This window comes from Massilia cavernae, from assembly GCF_003590855.1.
Taxonomy (GTDB): domain Bacteria; phylum Pseudomonadota; class Gammaproteobacteria; order Burkholderiales; family Burkholderiaceae_D; genus Telluria_A; species Telluria_A cavernae.
Map to the genome: position 1 here is coordinate 12,014 of NZ_QYUP01000042.1, position 15,277 is coordinate 27,290.

At 63.4% G+C, this 15,277-nt stretch carries 12 protein-coding genes and 1 pseudogene; 3 read left to right on the forward strand and 10 right to left on the reverse strand.

Annotated features, from left to right (window positions below; translation table 11 throughout):
• Position 1 precedes the first annotated feature (1 nt).
• Positions 2–787, reverse strand: coding sequence for an SDR family NAD(P)-dependent oxidoreductase (locus D3872_RS04420; RefSeq protein ID WP_119809658.1), 786 nt, complete (start codon positions 785–787; stop codon positions 2–4).
• A gap of 197 nt (positions 788–984) precedes the next feature.
• On the opposite strand from D3872_RS04420, the gene D3872_RS04425 reads away from it, so the two are divergent.
• The 3 genes and pseudogenes from D3872_RS04425 to D3872_RS27385 all read left to right on the forward strand — a co-directional run.
• Complete coding sequence (locus D3872_RS04425) at positions 985–2,139, forward strand: CaiB/BaiF CoA transferase family protein (RefSeq protein WP_119809670.1); 1,155 nt, start codon at positions 985–987, stop codon at positions 2,137–2,139.
• Between the two features lie 65 nt (positions 2,140–2,204).
• Positions 2,205–3,527, forward strand: a complete 1,323-nt coding sequence (locus D3872_RS04430) for a spinster family MFS transporter (RefSeq protein ID WP_182915677.1) — start codon at positions 2,205–2,207, stop codon at positions 3,525–3,527.
• A gap of 90 nt (positions 3,528–3,617) precedes the next feature.
• A pseudogene (locus tag D3872_RS27385) lies at positions 3,618–3,734 on the forward strand (hypothetical protein); the annotation flags it as partial.
• Between the two features lie 136 nt (positions 3,735–3,870).
• Here the strand turns inward: D3872_RS27385 and D3872_RS04440 are convergent.
• The 9 genes from D3872_RS04440 to D3872_RS04480 form a co-directional block, all read right to left on the reverse strand.
• Positions 3,871–5,004 carry an acyl-CoA dehydrogenase family protein gene (locus tag D3872_RS04440; protein WP_119809660.1) on the reverse strand — a complete coding sequence of 378 codons (1,134 nt, stop codon included), beginning with the start codon at positions 5,002–5,004 and terminating at the stop codon, positions 3,871–3,873.
• Positions 5,005–5,039: 35 nt separating this feature from the next.
• Entirely contained in the window at positions 5,040–5,492 is a 453-nt protein-coding gene (locus D3872_RS04445; RefSeq protein WP_119809661.1) for a YybH family protein, read from the reverse strand.
• Between the two features lie 32 nt (positions 5,493–5,524).
• On the reverse strand, positions 5,525–7,957 hold the full coding sequence (locus D3872_RS04450) for an efflux RND transporter permease subunit (protein ID WP_229459160.1): 2,433 nt from the start codon (positions 7,955–7,957) through the stop codon (positions 5,525–5,527).
• A 36-nt stretch (positions 7,958–7,993) separates the two neighbouring features.
• Positions 7,994–9,061 (reverse strand): WD40/YVTN/BNR-like repeat-containing protein, encoded by a 1,068-nt coding sequence (locus tag D3872_RS04455; RefSeq protein WP_119809662.1) that lies wholly within the window; start codon positions 9,059–9,061, stop codon positions 7,994–7,996.
• A gap of 152 nt (positions 9,062–9,213) precedes the next feature.
• Complete coding sequence (locus D3872_RS27390; RefSeq protein WP_370660945.1) at positions 9,214–9,357, reverse strand: DUF1329 domain-containing protein; 144 nt, start codon at positions 9,355–9,357, stop codon at positions 9,214–9,216.
• Between the two features lie 60 nt (positions 9,358–9,417).
• Positions 9,418–10,782 carry a DUF1329 domain-containing protein gene (locus D3872_RS04465; RefSeq protein ID WP_182915678.1) on the reverse strand — a complete coding sequence of 455 codons (1,365 nt, stop codon included), beginning with the start codon at positions 10,780–10,782 and terminating at the stop codon, positions 9,418–9,420.
• A gap of 36 nt (positions 10,783–10,818) precedes the next feature.
• Positions 10,819–12,462, reverse strand: a complete 1,644-nt coding sequence (locus tag D3872_RS04470) for a DUF1302 domain-containing protein (protein WP_119809665.1) — start codon at positions 12,460–12,462, stop codon at positions 10,819–10,821.
• Between the two features lie 448 nt (positions 12,463–12,910).
• Positions 12,911–14,230 (reverse strand): MFS transporter, encoded by a 1,320-nt coding sequence (locus D3872_RS04475; protein ID WP_220476883.1) that lies wholly within the window; start codon positions 14,228–14,230, stop codon positions 12,911–12,913.
• 180 nt (positions 14,231–14,410) lie between these two features.
• A partial coding sequence (locus tag D3872_RS04480) for a DUF1329 domain-containing protein (protein ID WP_147373789.1) occupies positions 14,411–15,277 on the reverse strand: 867 nt, incomplete at its 5' end.

The following is a 15,277-nucleotide window of genomic DNA, read 5'->3' on the forward strand; positions in this document are numbered from 1 at the left end:
GTCACAGATGCATGCCGCCGTCGATCACCAGGGTCGCCCCGGTGACGAAGCTGGCGCGGGCGGAAGAAACGAACAGCGCACCCTCGGCGACCTCCTTGGGCGAACCGAGCCGGCGCATCGGAATCTGCCCCAGGATCGATTTCATCGCCTCGCCGTTCAATTGGCCTTCCATGCCGTCGCCGATCTGGCCCGCCGCCACCCACCCCGACTGGATGATATTGGCGCGGATCCCGAAGCGGGCGTTTTCCTTGGCAATGGCCATGAACAGCGCCTCGATCGCCGCCTTCGGCGCGGCCGACAGCACACCGCGCACCTCGGGCTTGAAACGCTGTGACGAGGTAATGGCGGTGATCGAGCCGGCGCTGTCTGCGCCGGCCGGATGCGCCTTCAGGAAAGCGATCGCCGCTTTCGCGAACGTGAAGCATGCTTCGCTGTCGTGCGACAGCGCGAAGCGCCAATCCTCGACCTCGAGGTCGCTGACATAGCCGACCTTGATGCGCGGCCCGGAGGCATACACGAAGCTGTGGATCGGGCGTCCCGACGCGGCGACCTGGTCCAGTGCCGCGGTCAGGGTCGCGGGTTCTTCCAGCAGCACCTGGCGCGCCTCGACCTTGACGCCATGGGCACTGGCGCGCGCGCGTACCTGCTCGGCACGCTCGGCGCCATTGCGGTAGGTAAATACAACGTCGGAGCCTGCTCGCGCGAACGCCTCCACGATCGCGCCACCGATTCCCCCGCTGCCGCCGGCAACGAAGGCTATACCAGATGGAAAGTCTTCACTCGACATGCTGTCTCCTTTTTTTACTGGATGTTCGCTTGCCCGGACCGACGCCGGCCCCGGCCCCTGCTTTCATGACAGGCTGAAAGGAATATTAGCACGCTAGCGTAATATTCACTAGCGTAAGATAAAATTCCTGATTAATATGACGGAAAGCGCGGGGGAATGACCCCGTGCGTACCGCAAAACCAACAGGAGAAAACAACATGACGCAGCGATCGGGGCCCTTGGCGGGCTACAAGGTTCTTGAAGTTTCCGGGGTCGGGCCGGCGCCGTTCTGCGCCATGATGCTGGCCGATATGGGGGCCGACGTGTTGCGCATCGAACGCGCCGGCGCGGCGCCCTACGTACCGCCGATCGACCCGGCCAAGAACGCGCTGCATCGCGGCCGCCGCTCGCTCACCCTCGATCTCAAGGACGCGCACGGCGTGGCCACGCTGCTGCGCCTGGCCGAGGCGGCCGACGTCCTGATCGAGGGCTTCCGGCCGGGCGTGATGGAGCGCCTGGGGGTCGGGCCCGCTGCCTGCCAGGCGCGCAATCCGCGCCTGGTCTATGCGCGCATGACCGGCTGGGGACAGACCGGGCCGATGGCGCACATGGCCGGCCATGACATCAACTATTTCGCGATCTCCGGCAGCTTGCACCTGTGCGGGCGCGCTTCGGAAGCGCCCAGCCCGAACCTGAATCTGGTGGCGGACATGGGCGGCGGCGGCATGCTGATGGCGTATGGCGTCGCCTGCGCCCTGCTCGAGGCGGCGCGCTCGCAGCAGGGACAGGTGATCGATGCGGCGATGGTCGATGGCGCGGCCCTGCTCGCGACCCAGATCCACGGGTATCGGGCGATGAACCGCTGGAGCGACGAGCGCGGCGCCAACCTGCTCGATAGTGGAGCGCCTTTCTACGATGTCTACGCAACGGCCGATGGCCGCTACATGGCTGTCGGCGCGATCGAGCCGCAGTTCTACGCCATCCTGCTGCAAAAACTCGGGCTCGATCCGGCCCAGCTGCCGCGCCAGCATGAGCGCGCCCACTGGCCCGCGATGAAGCAACGCTTCGCCGACCTGTTCAAGAGCCGCACCCTGACCGAGTGGGAAACCGTGTTCGCCGGCTCGGATGCCTGCACCACGCCGGTCCTCACACCCGACGAAGCGGCCGCTTATCCCCACTTGGCGGCGCGCAAAACCTTCGGTGCGCCGGGCGGCGTCCAGCAGCCGATGCCGGCGCCGCGCTTCAGCCGCACCGCGGGCGCAATCGCCTGCCCGCCGCCGTCCGACGACAGCGAGGGCATCGCGGCGCTGCGCGAATGGGGGCTTAGCGATGACGAAACCGCATGGCTAAGCCAGCCCGCAGAAGCGGCCTGATCCAGCTGACATCGCGCGGCCGGCGTCGTCGATTAATCCCGTTTATTGAAGGCGATTCTCCAATCATGATTTCCAACGACAACGAAACGCTCGCGTCCGCCGCGCCATCCACGTCATCGCCCCAGCGCAAGGCCGCCATTGCGCTGGCGATCCTGACCGTGACCAATCTCCTCAACTACTATGACCGCACCCTGATCGTGGTGGTATCCCAGCCCTTGCGGGATGAGTTCAACCTCACCGACACCCAGTATGGCCTGCTTGCCGGGCCCGCATTCGTGCTGGTGTACGCGCTATCGAGCCTGGTCTTCGGCTGGCTTGCCGATCGCCATAACCGGCGCACCATCATTTGCTCCGCCCTGGCGGCATGGAGCATCATGACCGCACTGGTCGGACTGGCCCAGAGCTTCGCCCTTCTCGCGCTCGCGCGCGCCGGCGTTGGCGTTGGCGAAGGCGGGGCCAATCCGGCCGGCATGTCGCTGCTCAGCGACCATTACCCGCCGGTTCGCCGCACGTTTGCGCTGGCGATCTACACGGCCGGCGGCATGTTCGGGCTGTTCCTCAGTTTCGTTCTGGGAAGCTGGATCGCTGTCCAGTATGGCTGGCGGGCGGTATTCATCGTGGCCGCGATCCCGGGACTGATCCTGGCGCTATGCGGCCTGCTGCTGCTGAGTGAACCGCCGCGTGGCCGCTTTGAAACGACGCCGCCGCAGCTGTTCAGTTACCGCGAAGGCCTGCAGCGGCTGCGCGCCAACCGCGCTTTCGTGTGGGGCTGCAGCGCCGCTGCCATGGGCACCTTCGGCAGCCTGGGCATGGTGATCTGGCTGCCCCAGTTCTTCATTCGAACCCATGGCCTGACGGTTCAGCAGATCGGACTGTACTTCGGCCCCACGGCAGCGCTGGGCCTGTTTGCCGGCGTCATTGCGGGCGGAATGATCGGCAGCCGCATGGCACGCACATCCCTCGCCGAGCCTCTCATCTTGTGCGTGGTGGCGAACTTCACGCTGATACCGCTCTATCTCCTGGCATTGTGGAGCCCGAACCTGCCCCTTGCCCTGGTCCTGACCTTTGCGGCGATGGCGATCAGCACCAGCTACTCGCCGGCCTTCCTGGCGGCCGTTCAGAATATCTGCGAGCCGAGCACCAGGGGAACCGCGTCGGCGGTCTGCAACGTGGTGATCGCCATCATCGGCCAGGGCCTGTTGCCGCTGTCGATCGGCGTGGTAAGCGATGCGCTCGCGCCTGTCGCCGGCGCGGCGTCGCTGCGCTGGGCACTGACGATCTCGACGGGTTTCATGCTGATATCGGGACTGCTCTTCATTACCACGCTGCGCCTGAGCGTGCGCCACTATGCCGCGGCCAACCCGCTTGCAAGCGCCATTCAGGAGTAATCGGTCGGATGCAGGACCAAGGCCAGCCCCCCCGCGCAGTGCGAGGCAGGTGGTGCGCGCCACGATCGGCAATGCGGCCGAACGTTTGGCAAGAAGCTCGGACAGCACCAGGTCATCCGCAGCAAGCTTGCCGATATGTCGCGCCACATCGAGGCCACTCAGGCGCGGATCGATCTGACCGTATGGCAATACGATCGCGGGAGCGTCTCTGCGGCCGGCGCGGCGTACAGGGCGGGCGCGAAGATTGAACGGCTTTGCCGTGAAAACCGATGGCGTAACGCTGACGCCGCGCGGTCCGGTTCCCTCGGAGGGATGCCGGGACCGCGCTGCGTCTCAGACTGGGTTACAGGCCTTTTGCAATCGCGACTTTCTGCAGCTCGGAGGTGCCCGCGTAGACGCGCTGGATACGGGCCGCGGTGTACATCCGCGAGATCGGCGCTTCGTCCATCAGGCCGGCGCCGCCGAACAGCTGGACGCACTTGTCGAGCACCCGGCCTTCCATCTCGGTCGTCCACAGCTTGAGCATGGCGCCCTCGTCAAAGCTGAGCGCTTTTGCGCGGAACTTGACCATGCAGGTATCGAGCAGCGCTTCGGCGACCGCGATGTCGGTCTTGATTTCGGCCAGCGCAAACTGGGAATTCTGGAAATCGATAACCCGCTGTCCGGACACCTTGCGCTCGCGCACGTAGGCCAGGGTCAGCTCGAGCGCCGCGCTGGCGGCGCCAAGGCAGCGGCCTGCGATCTGCAGCCGGTCTTCCAGGAAGGTGCCCATCAGGATTTGCATCCCCTGTCCTTCGGCGCCAATGAGGTTACTCACTGGCACGCGCACATCCTTGAACGACAAGGCGCCCGTATCGCCGCAACCCCAACCCATCATCTTGATCTTGCGCCGCTCCACGCCTGGCGTATCGGCGTCGACGATGATGACGCTCATGCCGCGCCCGCGCTGGGTCGGGTCGGTCTTGGCGACGACATACAGCACATTGGCCGATTTGCCGTTCGAAATGAAGAACTTCTCGCCATTGATAACATAGTCGTCGCCGTCACGCATCGCGGTGGTCTTGATGGCGGTGGCGTCGCTGCCGACATCGGGTTCCGTCAGCGGCATCGCCTGCGAGATCTCGCCGCTCAGGATGCCAGGCAGGTAACGCCGCTTTTGGGCATCGTTGCCGAAGCCCACCAGGATATGGGTGGCGATGTCCGCCATCAGCGAACTTCCGGTGGTGGCCGAACCGACGGTGCGCCCGAGTTCCTCGGCGAGAATCACGTTGTAGGTGAAGTCGCCGCCGGCGCCGCCGTATTCTTCCGGTACACAGGAGCCCAGCAGGCCGGCCTCGCCCGCCTTGCGCCACAGCGCGGCGTCGATCCCACCCTCTTTTTCATAGCGCAGCAGGTTGGGTTCATGCTCGCGGTCGAAGAAGGCCCGGGCCGTCCTGCGATATTGCTCGTGCTCTTCAAGGTAGCCAATCCGTGTCATAGTTGCTCCTGTTGATTATCGTTGGTGGTGTAAAGTCAGATGATCTCGCCACCCGCCAGGGCGGTCGTGCGCGGGCTGGACCCGTGCTCATGCGTGATGCGCCAGTGGCCGTCGCCGCGCACCCAGACCAGGGTCAGCCGCATTTCCTTGTGAAATTGCTCGCCGCCGACAGTGAGCCCGAACCAGTCGGCCGAGACCGACATCCAGGCCACCTCGCCACGCCGGAATATCCGCAAGTCGTCGTGGAACGTGAAATTGATCTGGCGGTACTTGCTCATCACCTTGTACCAGCCCTGGGAGTACGCCTCCCAGCCCACGTAGCCGCCAAGTGGCGGCGCGATGTCGAAGGCGGTGAAATCGGCATCGCGCTGGTACAAGTCCTCGACCTCGGCGCGGTCTATGTCGCCCTGGAAGTTGTACTGCGTACGGTAGCGTTCGATCCGCGCCATCAGTGCCGGCAGTTCAGGATCAAGGGGATCGTTGACCATGCTGTTGTCCTGTCGTGGGGAACGGTGCGGCCTCAGGCGGCCAATCGATTGGGCGGCGCCGCCTCGACAGCGGGTTTCCGTAGGCGCGGCACCAGCAACACGTGCGACAGGGCCGGGATCAGCAACAGCGCACCCACCATATTCCACAGGAACATGAAGGTCAGCAGGATGCCCATGTCGGCCTGGAACTTGATCGGCGACCAGGCCCAGGTGATCACGCCGCCAGCAAGCGTAATGCCGACCAGCGCGACCACCTTGCCGGTAAACGCCACCGCGTTTTTGTAGGCCTCCCTGAGCGGCATGCCGGCGCGCTGATTGTCCAGTTGCACCGACAGCAGGTAGAGCGCGTAGTCGACCCCGATCCCCACGCCCAGCGCGATCACGGGCAAGGTCGCCACCTTGACGCCAATACCCAGCACCGCCATGAGCGCTTCGCACAGGATCGAGGTGATGATCAGCGGAACCACGGCAACGATGGTCGCGCGCCAGCTGCGGAAGGTAATCAGGCACAACAAGATGACCGCGCCGTAGACCCAGTACAGCATGGTGCGGCTGGACTTGGCGACGACGATATTGGTCACCGCCTCGATGCCGGCCGGACCGGCCGCGAGCAGGAACTGGACGTCCTCGTCGTTCTGCTCCACCGCGAAGCGCTCAACCCGCTCCACCACACGCTCGAGGGTATCGGCCTTGTGGTCGGCCAGGTAGGCAAACACGGGGATGATCGAACAGGCCTTGTCGACAACATCGGGATTATCGCTGCTCACCCATTGCGCTCCGGTACCCAGCATGCCCTTGTTGCGGGTGACGGTGTGCCACTTCGGATTGCCTTCCTGGAAGCCGGACACCGCCCCCTTGATATTGTCCGAAAACGCCGACGTGTTCTTCACCCCCGGCACCTGGCGCAGCGCGAAGGTCAGGTCTTCGACCTGCTTGAGGACCTTGAAGTCGGCGCACCGGTCGTTGGCGGTCTTGACAATCACCACGAACTGGTCGTTCGACACCGTGTAATGGCCGTTGACGTACAGCGTATCCTGATTGTAGCGGGATTCCAGCCGCAACTCGGGCGCGCCCGGATCGAGGTCGCCGATCTTCATGTTCAGGCTAACCATGTAGCCGCCAACGGCCAGCAGCGCCGACACCGCGATCGTGGCCCAGGCCCAGACCGGCGTCGTAAAGCGGTCCAGCACGCCCCACGCCCGGCCCATGCCGCGCGCATTGCCTTCCTCGGCCAGGCTGCGCCGGGCCGCCTCGTGGCTCACGCCGACGTACGACAACATCACCGGCAGCAACAGCAAATTGGTGAAGATGAGGATCGCGACACCGATACTGGCGGCCACCGCCAGGTCCTTGATGACCGGAATATCGATGATCATCAGCACCGCGAACCCGACCGCATCGGCCACCAGCGCAGTCAGGCCGGCGAGGAACAGGCGCCGGAAAGTGTAGCGGGCAGCGATGTATTTGTGGGTGCCTCGCCCGACGTCCTGCATGATGCCGTTCATCTTCTGGGCCGCGTGGCTGACGCCGATCGCGAACACCAGGAACGGCACCAGCACCGAATACGGGTCGAGCTCGAAGCCGAGCAGGCGTATGCAGCCGAGCAGCCACACCACTGCCACCAACGAACAGCCAAGCACCAGCAGCGTACTGCGCACGCAGCGCGAATAGTAATAAATCGCCAGTGCGGCGACCGCCGCGGCAATGCCGAAATAGGCCATGACCTGGATCATGCCGTCGATCAGGTCGCCCACCAGCTTGGCAAAGCCGATGATCTGGATCCGCACGCCGGAGGCGTCCGCGCCCTCGTGGACTTTCCGCAATTGCTCAAGCTGGCCGGCAAACTGACCGTAGTCAAGGCGCTGCCCGGTTTCCGGGTTGATCTCCAGCAGCGGCACCACGATCATGATGGATTTATAGTCGGTACCGACCAGGCTGCCGACGATGCCGGCGGCACGGACGTTGTGCTTGAGCTTCTCGATCGACTCCGGCGTCAGGCCACTGCTTTCAGGCATCACCGGTCCGCCGCGGAAACCCTCCTCCGTCACTTCGGTCCAGCGCACCGCCGACATCCAGATCGACTTCATCCAGGCCCGGTCGACTCCGGGCAGCAGGAACAGCTGGTCGTTGATCTTGCGTGTCGTTTCCAGGAAGGCCGGGTCGAACACATCGCCGTGGGGGTTTTCGATTACCACCCGTACCACGTTGCCGAGTCCGCCGAGCTTGTCGCGGTTGTCGAAGTAATTCTTGATGTACGGATGACTCTGCGGAATCATCCGGTCGAAGCTGGTGTTGACCACCGATTGCGTCGCCAGGAAGCCCAGCCAGACGGTGAGGATGATGCACAGGGCGATGAACACCCGGCGATGGTTGAAGACCAGGCGTTCGAGCAGGCTGCCCGAGCGTTGGTCGAAGTTGTCGATGGCATGCACCACCGGCATGTCGATGTGGGAATTGGGAGTCATGGCTGGTCGGTTACCTTGTGCAGGGCGTAGCGCCGGTTACGGAAGTGCGATGGTGGCGGCGCCGTTGCTGCCGACCACTGCGACGGTTCGCCCGCTGGCCGGCGCCACACCGAAGTACGGCATGGGGCGCGGTGCGGAAACTTCGGAGAATGTCTCGCCGTCGTCTGCGCTCAATAGCAACTTGCCGCCCTGGCTGATGAACAGGATCCGGCCGTCCGGCAGCACGGTGGCGCCGGTCAGGGACGCACTGCCGGTGCCGCGCAGCTGGGTCCAGTTCTGGCCGGCGTCGCTGCTGCGAAAAGCCTTGCCCTGCAAGCCGAACGCGAACAGCGTGTCGCCCTTGCCGAGAAGACCGAAGTAGCTGCCCCGGTAAGGCGATTTAACGCTGTCGAACTTGCCGGCGGCGCGATTCCATCGCAACAGCAAGCCCTGCTCGCCGGCGGCGTACAGTTCGCCGCCCGCCTGCGCCAGCGCATACAGGTGGAAACCGGACGGATTCTCGGTGCGGTCGATCAGCGGCTCCCAGCTCTTGCCGCCGTCGGTGGTATGCATTGCCAGGTTGAACGCGCCGACGGCAAAGCCCTCGGTATCGGAGGTGAACAGGATATCGAGGAAAGGCTTGTCGGCGCCGTCGTCGACAAAGCGCTGGACATCCTCGCGCAGCTTGACGTCGGCCGGCCCGGCGCCCAGGTTGCGCCCGGCGTAATGGCGGCCGATCAGGGCCGCGGCCTTGATCCCGTCGAGCTGCCGCGACCAGGTCAGGCCGCCATCGGCGGTGTGCAGGATCACCCCGTCATGGCCGACCGCCCAGCCGCGCTCGGCCGAACGAAAATGCAGGGCTACCAGGTCGGAACTCAAGGGCACCTGGACCTGCTTCCAGGTCGTTCCCTCGTCGTCCGACAACAGGACCATGCCGCGTGGCCCGGCGGCGATCAGCCGCTTGCCGCCGCGTGCGATCGCGGTCAGCCGTGCGTTCTGGGCCAGGCTGCCGATCATCGCCGACGGACGCTCGAGCGGGTCCTTGAACCCCGAGCCCAGGCTGGGGCCGGAAACAAGCTGGCACGCCAATGCCAGCGTGATTATCCTCATGCTGCGTGAATTCATGCGACCTCCTCCTTGAAACCAAGCGATGTCATGCCGCTCTGCGGCGGCTGGAAAAATTGCGTGCCGCGTGGATTGCCGCGGTTACGTGAGAGTAACGAACCAAGATAGAATTCAGTTATGAGGCATATATTACACTAGCATATCTTATGGTGCTATCCATTTTTGTCAACGTGGCGCTTGCCGTCCTTGAGCGTGGCCTGCACATGCCATACCCGGTACAGCTCCCAGCGCATGCAGTCCGACTTCGGATGCTGACATCTACTTGTATGAAGGAATGACAGGCCGCAGTGCGCCAGGAAAAGTCACCCGGCGGCGACCAGGGCGCGGTACTGGCGCCCTGGCAGTCCGGCCTGGCCTTACTTGAGCATCTTGTTGGTCGCCGAGTCCGGCGCCAGCATGGCCGGCATCAGCGTGTAGCTCATGATGCCGGTGTCGGTCCGGTTCACGACATAGACGCCAGAGATCAGGTCAATATTGACCAGCTCGGTGAATCCCGGAATCCGTGCCTCGTACATGGGAATCGCCGCGGCCTCGTTGTAGCGATACAGCCTGCCGGACTGGTCATAGTTTTCCGCCAGGCCCGCCGCCAGGCTGTCCTCGTCGAGGAACAGGTCACGCTTGTGGTAGACGTGGCGCTTGCCGTCCTTGAGCGTGGCCTGCACATGCCATACCCGATGCAGTTCCCAGCGCATGCAATCGGACTTCGGATGCGACGGCGTCAGGTATTCCTTGGGCGTACAGCCGCCCTTGGGGTCGGGGAACGACATTCGGTAGTTGTTGTAAGGGAGGTAAACTTCCTTCTTGCCGATCAGTTTCCAGTTATAGCGCTCGCGCTTGCCGACGAACAGCGTGTCGTCGTCGTACAGCGCGGCGCCGCCCATCTGGCTGATCGGCGTGTCGGCCGCGAAGTCGGGCGCCATCCGCACCCGGCGCGTGGACGGCTGGTAGGAATAGGCGCGACGCTCGCCAGTCTGGGTCGAGTCATAGAACAGCGACGACGATCCCGCCAGCCGTGTCGGGCCCTTGTACTCGACCCGGTTGAGATAGACGATGTCCTTGATCTCGGTGGCCGGATCGCTAATCGGAAACGCCGACAGGATGTCCGCGGTGGCGGTCGAGACGACTTCGCCGTTCGGCTTGACATACTCGATGACCGCATCGCGCTTGAGAATGCCCGCGCCTTTGTAGGTCGAGGCCTTATTCCACATCACTTCCAGGCCATTCTTCGGAATCGGGAACAGCACGCCGCCGCCGCACCCCTTGCTGGTGTCGACCCCGTCGCCATCGCTGATCAGCGCACAGCGGGTGGCGTTCTTGATGCTGTTGTCGAGCCACTCCTTCGGATACGCCGCGGTGCGGTGGGTCGGATAGACATCGACGAAGAAAGTGGCCGGATATTTCTGGATCAGTGCCAGCGTGCCTGGGGTCAGCTTGTCCTTGTACTGCGCGGCGTTCTTGGCATCGATGCGATACAGCGGCTTTTCATTGGGGAATGGATCGGGGCGCCAGCCTGGCCTTTTCTTGTCGTAGTTGGCCGGCGGCTTGGTCAGCCCGCCCGTGTAGGCCGGGATCGTCCCTTCCTTGTTGCCGGCCACTTCGGCCCCCCACGGAGTCAAGGTGGTGCCGAGCTGCTTGATCTCGTCGGCGGTCGGCGCGGCGAACGCAGCGCCTGCACTGGCAAGAAAGAATATGGATGGAAGGAATTTCTTGACGGGATGCATAATATAAATCTCCATTAATGTAATTCAGGCTGTCCCTTAGAACGAGCCCTTATAGGTGAACGACAGCCAGCCGCGATCCTGGCGCTGGGAGCCGTTCGAGACGCGGATGGCGCCATTCAAACCATCGTGGGTAGCCAGGTAGTCGATGTAGGCCAGCGTAAAGTCGTGTCGGGCGTTGTACACCCAGGTTGCACCGACGGAATAGCTGCCGGCGCCTTCGTTGCCATGGTCCGGCAGGGTCAGCGGACTGTTGCCTTTGATGCCATAGGTGAGGGCCAGGTTCAGCGCCGCGTCCCAGCCGGGACGCACGGCGGTCCACCCCGGCGAGAAGCGCAGCGCGGCCTGCCAGTTGTCGCGGCTGCTGCAGCCGGTCCGGGTCGACTGGTCGCCCGCCGGGCGTTTCCAGCAGGCCGGGAAGAAGGCATCGCCGGAGGTGACCTTGTCGAGGCGGCTATAGCCGAGCTCACCAATCACCGCGGCCGAGCTCCACAGCGAATTCGGCCCCAGCAGCGCAACGCCGTTGACCAGTCCGGTCCAGGCATCGCCGCGCGCCGCCTCCAGCGCGCCGTTCTGGATCACCGTGTTCAGTACCGCATCCTGGCGGCGCACGATTTCGGCGCCGATGCTGACGCCGCCGACGCTGTGCGCCAGGCTCAGGCCGAGCAGCTTCTGGTGGCGCGGGAAGAAGAACTGGTAATTGCCGCCGGCCGGATTGATGCTGGCGCTGGCCGATTTTTCGGTGAAGTCGCGGTAGTAGGCGCCAAGGGTGCCGCCATTCATCCAGCCCGGGGTCCAGCGCGCCGCGATGCCCCAGTCGCCCCGCTCCTTGGGCTTGAGCAGCCGGTTGTTGACGAAGGCGGCGCCATTGGCCAGGGGCAAGCGATCCGGCCCATCGAGGATGAAGTCGGTCGCAGCGAGGTAGGTGCCGCCGTTGGGCGCGCGCGAATTGCGCCACTCGTAGTAGTACTGCCCCAGGATCGACACGGTCGGCGTCAGTTGCAAGCTGCCGCTCACCTGCCCGATCGGCAACACGACTTCCTTGGCATCCACCCCGGGCGTGGTCAGGCCCTTGATACCGTCGATCGGCGCCTGGCCGTCCGACACGCTGAACGGGGACAGGATCAGCGATTCGCCCCACAGCACGGTCTGGCGGCCGGCCTTGATATTGCCGTTCATGCCGCCCAGGCTGAAATTCGCGAACACGTAAGCATCCAGGATTTCGCCAGACAAGCCGCCCTGGAAGCGCTCGGTGGTCTGGGAAAAGGTGTCGTTGTTATAGCTGCTGATGTTGTTCCGGATGGCTGGATTGAAACGCACGTCCTTGTTGAAGGCGAAATCCTTCCATGCCGCTGCGCTGACGCGAAAACCGATGTCGGTGCGGTAGTTGAAGTCGAACTCGGTCAACAGGTCGAGCCGGCTGGTCACCATGTCGTGCTTGTCGAACGAGAAGGTGCCCTCGTCGTTGTTGCGCGACGCGGCAATGATCGCGTTGCGCTCGTTCATGCGCCAGCCGGCGTTGTAGCGAACCGTGTTGCCCCAGGAGGCGTTGATATCCGGATTGCCGAAGCTGAGATCGATGGCGGCGGCGCCGCCGGACGCGCACAAGGCCGCGACGGCCACTGCCAGAACGCTCGGCGCGCAGCGGGAACGCGCGGCGGCCTGTCGATTGTTGAATTGCATGGTATCTCCTTCAGTTGTAGTGGTTTCAAGGCCGCGCTAATCAGCGAATTCCGGCCGTTCCGCAGACTGTATATTATTATTTAGCGCGTGTATAGTATGTTTGCGTACGATATGCACGCGACTGAAAAATTTGACTGACGATGCGGCCAGCGTGCAGCAGCGCCATGGGGGGCTTTCAGCGCGAACGGGATGCGTGGGATGGGGACCGGCGGGCGCTAACGCGAGAATCGCGCGCGCAACCGGACGAGAGATGCGCACGCGTATGCGACCGGGAGGCATACATCGGCTGGCCCGGGGGATCGCGGCCGCGATACCCGGGCCGTTTCAGGCTACTTCAGCAACATGGGGCCGCGCAGCCCGCGGACTGGCATCCCCTGGCGCGCTAGCCCGGCGGCCAGCCGGATCAAGCGCTTGCCCCGATTGGCGCCCCGGTACTGAGCTTATCCAATCACGCCGGCCTGGCGCCGCGCATGTCGAATTGTTGCCGCATCGCGTGCAGCGCACCAAGGAACAGCAGAGCGGCGACGAGCAGGAACGCCATCGAGATAGTGAGCGCCCAGCGCAGCGAATCGCCGCCGGCGGCGCCAAACAAGCGATCGCTGATCACGCCGACCAGCAACGGCAACGCGCCGGCGCCCACGAGGTTGGTGAACACGTTGCCGACCGCCGCCCCCGTGGCTCGTACGTTCGCATTGCAGACGTTCTGGATCGAGGACATATACGCAGGTGACCACACGGCGCTCAGCGCCATCGCGACGAACGTCAGCACGAGCGCAAGTTCGAGCGACGACGTCCACAGCACCACCAGGAACAGCGGCACGACGAACACGTTCGCGAGCACGCACGTTATGACAGGGCGAGCGAGCGACTGCTGCGCGAGCCGGTTGCCGATCCATCCGCCTGCGAGCATGCCGGCGAGAAGACCCACCGTCGCCGCCGGTCCGAACAACATGCCTATCTTCTGCAATGTGAGGCCGTGCGTTCGGATAAAGAATTGCGGCAGCCAGATCAGCATGCCGAGGTTGGCGAACGTCGCGAATCCCGCAGCCATGGTGAGCCAGCGATACGGACGGTTGCGGACGAGGCTGACAAGTTGCTCCCGGTAGCTGACTGTCACCACGCGCGCAGCGTCGTACTGGCCGCGCACCGGCTCGCGCACCGCGAACAGAAACACCGCGGCGAGCACGATCCCGGGTATGCCGGCGATGAAGAATGCGCTGCGCCATCCAAAGTGAACGCTGATCCAGCTTCCCACCATGAAGCTCAACAGCATTCCGACCATTCCGCATGCAAAGAACAATGAAATCGCCATTGAGCGCCGCGCGGGCGGAAAGTAGTCGGCGAGAAGCGACGTCGTCGTCGGATTGATTCCGCCTTCACCAATGCCGATGCCGGCGCGTGCCAACGCGAGCATCGGAAAATCACGCGCAAGCCCGCAAAACGCCGTCATCACGCTCCATAACATCACTGCGGACGCGAGGATGGTCCGCCGACTGTGGCGATCAGCGAGCCAGCCGAATACGAGGCCTGACAGTGAATACACGACGACGAATGCTGGACCGGTCAGGATGCCGTATTGCGTGTCGCTCAGCTTGAATTCCTCGCGCACCGGCTGCGACATGACGATGATCAGCATGCGGTCGTAGTAATTGCATAGATTCGTGAGACAGAGGAGCAACAGCGCGACGAGTGTACCGCGCGCGACGGTGGCCTGCGTGGACGTCGCGTTGCCGCCACCGACTGGAAAAACCACCTCGTTTGATCGCACTGTGTCCTCCGTTGCTGACATTGATTGTCATGATTGAAAATACGACGCTGGTATGCAATTCACGAGATGTGCTCCACAGCGCACAAGTATTCAAGCAAAAATGCCGAGGACGTACATAGTGGACGTCCCGCCGGGCATGGCAAACTGGAAGCACTGTCCGGCGGGTTAGGTTGGCTCGCGCTATTTGATTACCTGGGTAGTCATGTTCGCCGAGTTGAGCAAGTTTTCGTCAAACGGCTGGATTCTTATTCCGGTACCGATGCTGACACCGAAATAAATCCCAGTCTGCAGATCAAGCGTGATCTGCTCGCCGTATCCTGGCGCCAGCGCCTCATACGCGGGAACGGATGCGATCATGTTCATTCGCCACAATTTGCCCGCTTGGTCATAGTTTTCGGCAATGCCAACGCTCTGGATGTCTTCGTCGAAGAAGTAATCGCGCTTGTGATAGACATGGCGCCTGCCGTCCTTGAGCGTGGCCTGGACGTGCCAGACGCGGTGCAATTCCCAACGGATGCATTCCGGCTTCGGGTGGTTGGCCACGAAAGCGTCCTTTTCCGTGCAGCCACCGTTTGGAGCCGGATAGGAAAGACGATAGTTGTTATATGGAAGGTAAACCTCTTTCTTGCCTATCAGCTTCCAATCATAGCGGTCGCGCTTTCCGGCGAACAGGCCGTCATCGTCATATACCCACGAACCGCCGGCAGCGCTCACGGGCGTGTCGGCTGCGTAATCCGGGGCCAGTCGCACACGCCGCGTCGAAGGCTGGTAAGTCAAGGCACGGCGTTGAAGGTCTTTCGTACCGTCGGCAAGGACGGTGATCATCCCTGCGATCCGGGTCGGCCCCGTCCATTCATTGCGGTATTGGTAGATGGTGTCGGACTTGGAACGCGGATCGGCGAACGGGTAATGCGTTGCCATGTTCAAGACCGAGGTAAGTATTACTTCACCGTTCGGCTTGACATAGCGGCCTCTCAGCCCCATCCGCACCGACCCCGGCCCCCGGTATGCCGAGTCCTTGTTCCACAACACTTCCAGTCCGCTCTT

Bases quoted from the DNA above. Each gene is read 5' to 3' on its own strand.
- D3872_RS04420 (WP_119809658.1), bottom strand. From the start codon at position 787: ATGTCGAGTGAAGACTTTCCATCTGGTATAGCCTTCGTTGCCGGCGGC.
- D3872_RS04425 (WP_119809670.1), top strand. From the start codon at position 985: ATGACGCAGCGATCGGGGCCCTTGGCGGGCTACAAGGTTCTTGAAGTT.
- D3872_RS04430 (WP_182915677.1), top strand. From the start codon at position 2,205: ATGATTTCCAACGACAACGAAACGCTCGCGTCCGCCGCGCCATCCACG.
- D3872_RS04440 (WP_119809660.1), bottom strand. From the start codon at position 5,004: ATGACACGGATTGGCTACCTTGAAGAGCACGAGCAATATCGCAGGACG.
- D3872_RS04445 (WP_119809661.1), bottom strand. From the start codon at position 5,492: ATGGTCAACGATCCCCTTGATCCTGAACTGCCGGCACTGATGGCGCGG.
- D3872_RS04450 (WP_229459160.1), bottom strand. From the start codon at position 7,957: ATGACTCCCAATTCCCACATCGACATGCCGGTGGTGCATGCCATCGAC.
- D3872_RS04455 (WP_119809662.1), bottom strand. From the start codon at position 9,061: ATGAATTCACGCAGCATGAGGATAATCACGCTGGCATTGGCGTGCCAG.
- D3872_RS04465 (WP_182915678.1), bottom strand. From the start codon at position 10,782: ATGCATCCCGTCAAGAAATTCCTTCCATCCATATTCTTTCTTGCCAGT.
- D3872_RS04470 (WP_119809665.1), bottom strand. From the start codon at position 12,462: ATGCAATTCAACAATCGACAGGCCGCCGCGCGTTCCCGCTGCGCGCCG.